At 55.4% G+C, this 3194-nt stretch carries 2 protein-coding genes; both read left to right on the forward strand.

Going from position 1 to position 3194, the window contains the following annotated elements; all coding sequences use genetic code 11:
• On the forward strand, window positions 1-270 hold a 270-nt coding region (locus Q1B15_RS01630), incomplete at its 5' end, for a hypothetical protein (RefSeq protein ID WP_299749150.1).
• A 52-nt stretch (window positions 271-322) separates the two neighbouring features.
• Window positions 323-2266: an FAD-binding monooxygenase gene (locus tag Q1B15_RS01635; RefSeq protein ID WP_299749153.1), complete on the forward strand. Its 1944-nt coding sequence runs from the start codon at window positions 323-325 to the stop codon at window positions 2264-2266.
• Window positions 2267-3194: the final 928 nt, after the last annotated feature.

Here is a 3194-nt window from a genome sequence, read left to right on the forward strand (position 1 = left end):
TTCTGGAATCGCAGGCCGCAGTGCGCGGCTCCAGAAAACAGTTTCGCAGATTTTGAACACTTACCCAGCCAAGTTGACAAGCAAAAAATTTTCAATGTAACCGAAATCAGTTCTCAGCATGGAATTGTCAGATTAAATTCACGTGCTACACTTTTTGAGCGGATCTTGGGCTGGTTTGAATTGCTGATGTTTGGCGAAAGCCAACCAAACATTGAGATTTGCCCAATCTGTGAAAGGATTGGGGCGGAAGACGCGGCCATACTGGTTTAATCTGACAATGCCGTGCGCGGTCCTCTCGTCGCCGCCCGAAAGGAGAAAGGCTTTGCAGTATCATCTTGATGGGTTCCGTCCCGGCGACCCGGAAGTATCAGATCCCGCATTGGGTGAGCGGACCTCCTATATGTCCGATGAGGTCGATGTCCTGATAGTAGGCTGTGGTCCGGCTGGTTTGACGCTCGCCGCGCAGCTTTCGGCCTTTCCGGACATCACGACCCGGATCGTTGAACGCAAACCTGAAGCGCTCGAAAAGGGGCAGGCAGATGGTATTTCCTGTCGGTCGATGGAAATGTTCAATGCCTTTGGGTTCGCGGAAAAGGTGATGAAGCAGGGCTACTGGGTCAATGAGACCACGTTCTGGAGGCCCGCGCCGGACAAGCCGGAGCACATCAGCCGACAGGGGCGGATTCAGGATGTCGAGGATGGTCTTTCCGAAATGCCCCACATCATCCTCAATCAGGCGCGCGTGCATGACATGTATCTGGAAGTCATGCGGAATTCACCTACCCGGCTTGTGCCTGACTATGCGTTGCAACTTGAGGATCTTGCTGTTGCATCCGATGGAGGCGACCACCCGGTACGCGTGACGCTGTCACATCTGGATGCCGCCCGTGAGGGTGAGACGTTTGACGTCCGCGCCAGATATGTCGTGGGCTGCGACGGTGCACGCAGTGCCGTGCGGGCGGCCATCGGCCGCCACCTCGAGGGGGATTCCGCCAATCAGGCCTGGGGCGTGATGGACGTTCTTATGGTCACCGATTTTCCCGACATTCGCTTCAAGTCGCTTATCCAATCCGCAAGCGAGGGCAACATTATCATTATTCCACGTGAGGGTGGCTACCTCGTCCGGCTTTACATTGAGCTGGACAAACTTGGCGCTGGAGAAAGAGTGGCGGCGCGCAACATCACGCTTGAGCATCTAATTGCAGCGGCGAACCGGATCTTCAGCCCTTATTCGATCGACGTCAAAGAGGTGCCGTGGTGGTCAGTCTACGAGATCGGGCAACGTCTTACCTCCAAATTCGACGATGTTCCCGAGGCTGAAGTCGCCAAGAGGCATCCCCACGTCTTTATCGCAGGCGACGCCTGCCATACCCACAGCCCCAAAGCCGGACAAGGTATGAACGTTTCGATGGGCGACGCTTTCAATCTTGGCTGGAAGCTGGTTTCCGTTCTTCAGGGCCGGAGCAAGCCCGATTTGTTGCACAGCTATTCCGCGGAACGGCGGGCGGTGGCGCACGATCTCATAGAGTTTGACCGTGAATGGGCCAGGATTATGAGCGAGCGGCCGACCACGACCGAAGCTGGCGCAGCCGACGCGTCGAAGGCGCAAAGCTATTTCATTGAACATGGCCGTTTCACGGCGGGGATGTCGGTGACATATGCACCCTCAGTCCTTACTGGACCTGCGACGTGGCAATCGCGCGCTTCGGGCTTCAAGATCGGGACCCGGTTTCATTCAGCCCCCGTTATCCGTTTGGCGGATGCCAAGCCTATGGAGCTTGGTCACACGATCAAGGCCGACGCCCGATGGCGTGTTTTTGCTTTCTGTCCTGAAGAAGACCCCATTGCCAAAGGTTCAGCAGTCCGCCGCCTTTGTGACTTTTTGTTCGAGGACCCGGCCTCGCCGGTCCGCCGGTTTACGCCGTCAGGCGCAGCGGACGACGCCACGATAGATGTGCGAGCGGTATTTCAGCAATCCCTTCACGACCTGGCCCTTGACCGACTGCCCACGTGCCTCTCGCCTCGAAAAGGCAGGCTCGGGTTGGTCGACTACGAAAAGGTATTCTGTGCAGATCAGAAGCCTGGAAGGGATATCTTTGAACTACGCGGCATAGACCGGTCAGCGGGTTGTTTCGTGGTTGTTCGTCCTGACCAATATATATCGCATGTTCTGCCATTCGATGCCTACAGCGGTCTGGCGGAGTTTTTCGGCGAGTTCATGGAGCCGGCCGCCGGGCACTGTCAGAGGAAAACTCTGAATACTTGAAGCGGTGCAGTTTCGATTGATCCGATCCAAAAAACCCGTGAGAAATCAATGGTGGCCAAATGCCAAATTTGCGTTTGGGCAAGTAATTATTTTTCCTCTGACAGTGCCATCTGAGAGCATGTGCTTGAACCTCGCGTTGGACTGTTAGACGTCAGCTTTCGCACCGTGGGCCGGCGTCAGGCTTTTAATAAGTTCGCCCTGAATAACTCCTATCCGTCTGATTTTGTTTGAAAACAGCAAATTGCCAGATTTGGGCACGCTCTGGTCGAGCTGAACCATCAAATTGGCAACTCCCGAAAAGGAGCAGCGCGAAATCATGAAGAATCCCGAGTTTTCACATAGCCTCTCCGCTGAGCAGTCATCGATGCCGACAAATGCTGCGGCAAGCTTAAAGGTCTGCTATGGGGAAGCTGCACCGCAGCGACTAAACCCGCGACGAACGGCAGCACTGGGCCGTTCATGTTGGTCGGGGCGAGATCGTTTGGCAGGATCGCTGCGATGCGGCTAACGGCAGCAAGGAGCCCAGAACGGCCGGACTGAAATCGCGTCCTTCGCTTGTGCAGCAAATCGACAGCCCCAATCGATCCAAGAGTTACGCTGCAATGCAGCCAGAAAAGCCGACATTGGCCGCGACCGCAGCGAGGTCCGAGGGGTCTATGACCGAGTTGCGGGACATAGCCGCCACTGAAAGTTGGCCCGGTCAAAGCAAATCAGATGTAATAGTTCCGATTAACCAGGATCGATCGCACGCTCTGGGGTATATGCTGACCATCCTCCCCAGGCTCGACGTTCCTTTCAGCCCACGTTGCAAGCCAAAGGTATGCATTCGAGCAGAGGTCAAGAATTGCCTCCCAGTTGAAGTGGTGAATCGGCTCTTCTGTTAAAGAACGTGGCATCGTCTGAACCCTTCTTACTGCTTGAAGGAAGG

Source organism: uncultured Boseongicola sp., from assembly GCF_937988555.1.
GTDB lineage: Bacteria > Pseudomonadota > Alphaproteobacteria > Rhodobacterales > Rhodobacteraceae > Boseongicola.